Here is a 2,733-nt window from a genome sequence, read left to right as displayed (position 1 = left end):
GGCTCCCGCCACCGGGATGCACTGGGTCAGGAAAACTCCTCGGCCTCGCGACCGGAGACACCGGGCCTGCCGGACGCGGTCTGCCGAATCCAGCCGCCGAGCAGCCGGCCGACCTGCGCGACGAGGCGGCTGACGTGCTCGTATTGGCCACTGCTCAGCCAATCCCATTGCCGGGCCAGCCGCAAGTACAGTCGCAGCTTGTTGAGCTGCGCGTCGGCAGCCTGCAGATGCTGCAGGCGCTGAGCACCGTGGCGGGTGTTGGCTTCGAAGATCGCCTCCTGGAAATCGAGCGCGGCCGCCTGCAGGCGCTGGGTGACGACGAAGCGCTGGGTCTTCGGGAAGCGCTCGCAGTGCGGCAGGAGCCAAGTGAGGAGGTCGTAGGTCTGGGTGAAGATCACCAGTTCTTTTGTGGTGGGCATTATGGGCAACTCCGGGCAGGAAGAATGAAGCGATGAAGCGATGAAGCGATGAAGCGATGAAGCGATGAAGCGATGAAGCGGCTCCGTTCGCCGGGACCGCAGGCGAATCGCGCGGCGGCGAGCCGTGTCGCCAAGTCGGCGTGGTCCGACGATGGCTGAGCTCTTCGACGCCGTCACCGAATGGGACAATCTCTGGCGGGCCTTTGCCGTCGCCGCGCGCGGCAAGCGCCGCAAGGGCAGCGCGGCGGCCTTCGAACAGCAAGTGGCTGACCGACTGGTGATCGTGCAGGACGAGTTGCGCGGCAAGACCTATCGCCCCGGCGCCTATCGCCACTTCTTCATTCACGAGCCGAAGCGCCGCAAGATCAGTGCCGCGCCGTTTCGCGACCGCGTCGTCCATCACGCCCTGTGCCAGGTGATCGAGCCGCTGTTCGAGGCGAGTTTCATCGCCGACAGCTACGCCAATCGCCGCAGCAAGGGAACGCACCGGGCGGTGGAGCGGTTGCAGCACCATGCGCGGCGCTATCGCTACGTGCTGCGCGCCGATATCGTGCAGCACTTCCCGTCGCTCGACCACGATCTCCTGCGCGGCAAGCTGGCGCGCGTGGTCGACGATCCGGATCTGCTGTGGCTGGCCGGCCTCATCCTCGACAGCGGCGCCGGCGTGCTGGCCGACGAGTACAGTCCGGTGTACTTCCCCGGCGACGACCTGCTCGCCGCCTGCCGACCACGCGGCCTGCCGATCGGCAATCTGACTTCGCAGTTCTGGTCGAACGTCTATCTCGACGACTTCGACTGGTTCGTGCAGCGCCAACTGGGTTGTGGCGCCTACCTGCGCTACGTCGACGACTTCGCGCTGTTCGGCGACGACCGGAAAACGCTGTGGCAATGGAAGGAGGCGCTGATTGCCCGCCTGGCGCAGGAGCGGCTGACGATCCACGCCAGCGAGGCGCAGGTGCTGCCGACGCGCTGCGGCATCCCCTGGCTCGGCTTCGTCGTGTACCCGACGCATCGTCTGCTCAAGCGGCGCAACGCAGTCAACTTCACGCGCCGGCTGAGCGGCAATCTCGACGCGTATCGCGCGGGGTCGATCTCCTTCGCCGAACTCGACGCCAGCGTGCGCGGCTGGATCAATCACGTCCGCTACGCCGACACCTGGGGCTTGCGCAAGCACCTCTTCGCGGCGCATCCGATCCCCGGACGCCGCGCCAAATAGCCGCCCGGCGCGGCGGGGGAAGTTTCCCCCGCACCCCCTCCAGAGTCGGAGTACCCGGAGTGACAGAGGCCAGAGGGAGCAGAGGACAGAGTCAAGAAACAGGGGAAGAACGCAACACCACCCGGAAACCGCTATAGCCATTCCGACCGCCAGGGTGATCCCTGCTGCGGTAGGCGCAGCGGGCGAAGACCCGAGGATCGAACCACGAGCCGCCCCGCACGACCCGTAGAATGCCATCGGCAGCATCCAGCGCCTCGCGCCGGGGGTCGTTCGCATCGTAGGGATAGGCAAAGGTCGGCTTCTCCCAGCCGTCGCCCCACAGGCTGCGCGTCCATTCCCAGACATTGCCAGCCAGATCGTACAGACCGAAACCGTTCGCCGGGAAGCAGCCGACCGCCGAGCTGTCGTTGATCTCCGCTTCGCCGTAGTTGGCCCGTTCGGGATCGGCCAGGTCTCCCCACGGGAAAACCGCGCCGATGAGGCCGCCGCGCGCCGCCTTTTCCCACTCGAGTTCGCTCGGCAAAGCGACCCGCCAAGCGTGTTCGCGCACCAAGCTGGCGATCGGATGGCCCGCGAAAACTCCGGAAGTAGCCAGTACCTCGTTGAGCCAGCGGCACCAGGCCAGCGCCTCGTGCCAGCTCACCCATCGCACCGGCCGGCTGTCCGGGTCGCGCAAGGCGTCCCTGTCGCCGATCGCGTATCCCGTCGCCTCGACGAAAGCGCGGAACTGGGCGACGGTCACCGGATAGCGCGCGATATAGAACTCCGATGTCGGCGTGAGCGTGTCGTTGATCTCGTTGTCGGAAAGCTTGTAACCGGCGATCCGCGAAACCCGTCCCCTGTCGCCTGGTCGCGTGCCGATCATAAACCCTGGGTCGGCGGCAACGCGCACGAAGCCGAGCCCGTCGTCGGCCGGCAGAAAGAATCGCTGCGCATCGAAACGCGGATCGCCGAGTTGCGCCAGCCGGTCACCGGCACGCGCGCGCACCGTCGGTCGCGACTTCGCCAGCGCCTCGGCGTCGCCCAACAGGCCGACGATGCGGCCCGCGCACTCGGCGCGCAGCGCCTCGCCGCTCTCTCGCCACTCGATCGCTGCCG

Annotated in this window: 3 protein-coding genes; 1 reads left to right on the top strand and 2 read right to left on the bottom strand. The window is 67.1% G+C overall.

Annotation, left to right across the window (positions count from 1 at the left end):
• Nucleotides 1-26: 26 nt before the first annotated feature.
• A complete protein-coding gene (avd, locus tag CAPSK01_RS07450) occupies nt 27-419 on the bottom strand; it encodes a diversity-generating retroelement protein Avd (RefSeq protein ID WP_273703260.1) in 393 nt (130 codons plus the stop codon).
• Nucleotides 420-570: 151 nt separating this feature from the next.
• Here avd and CAPSK01_RS07445 point away from each other — a divergent pair, with 151 nt between their 5' ends.
• Entirely contained in the window at nt 571-1,635 is a 1,065-nt protein-coding gene (locus tag CAPSK01_RS07445; protein WP_034924553.1) for a reverse transcriptase domain-containing protein, read from the top strand.
• A 91-nt stretch (nt 1,636-1,726) separates the two neighbouring features.
• On the opposite strand, the gene CAPSK01_RS07440 is transcribed toward CAPSK01_RS07445, so the two are convergent.
• A partial coding sequence (locus CAPSK01_RS07440; RefSeq protein WP_273703259.1) for an SUMF1/EgtB/PvdO family nonheme iron enzyme occupies nt 1,727-2,733 on the bottom strand: 1,007 nt, incomplete at its 5' end.

This window comes from Candidatus Accumulibacter vicinus (genome assembly GCF_000584955.1).
Classification (GTDB): domain Bacteria; phylum Pseudomonadota; class Gammaproteobacteria; order Burkholderiales; family Rhodocyclaceae; genus Accumulibacter; species Accumulibacter vicinus.
The sequence above is the reverse complement of the archived record's forward strand: the minus strand, read 5'-3'. Positions and strand labels throughout refer to the sequence as shown.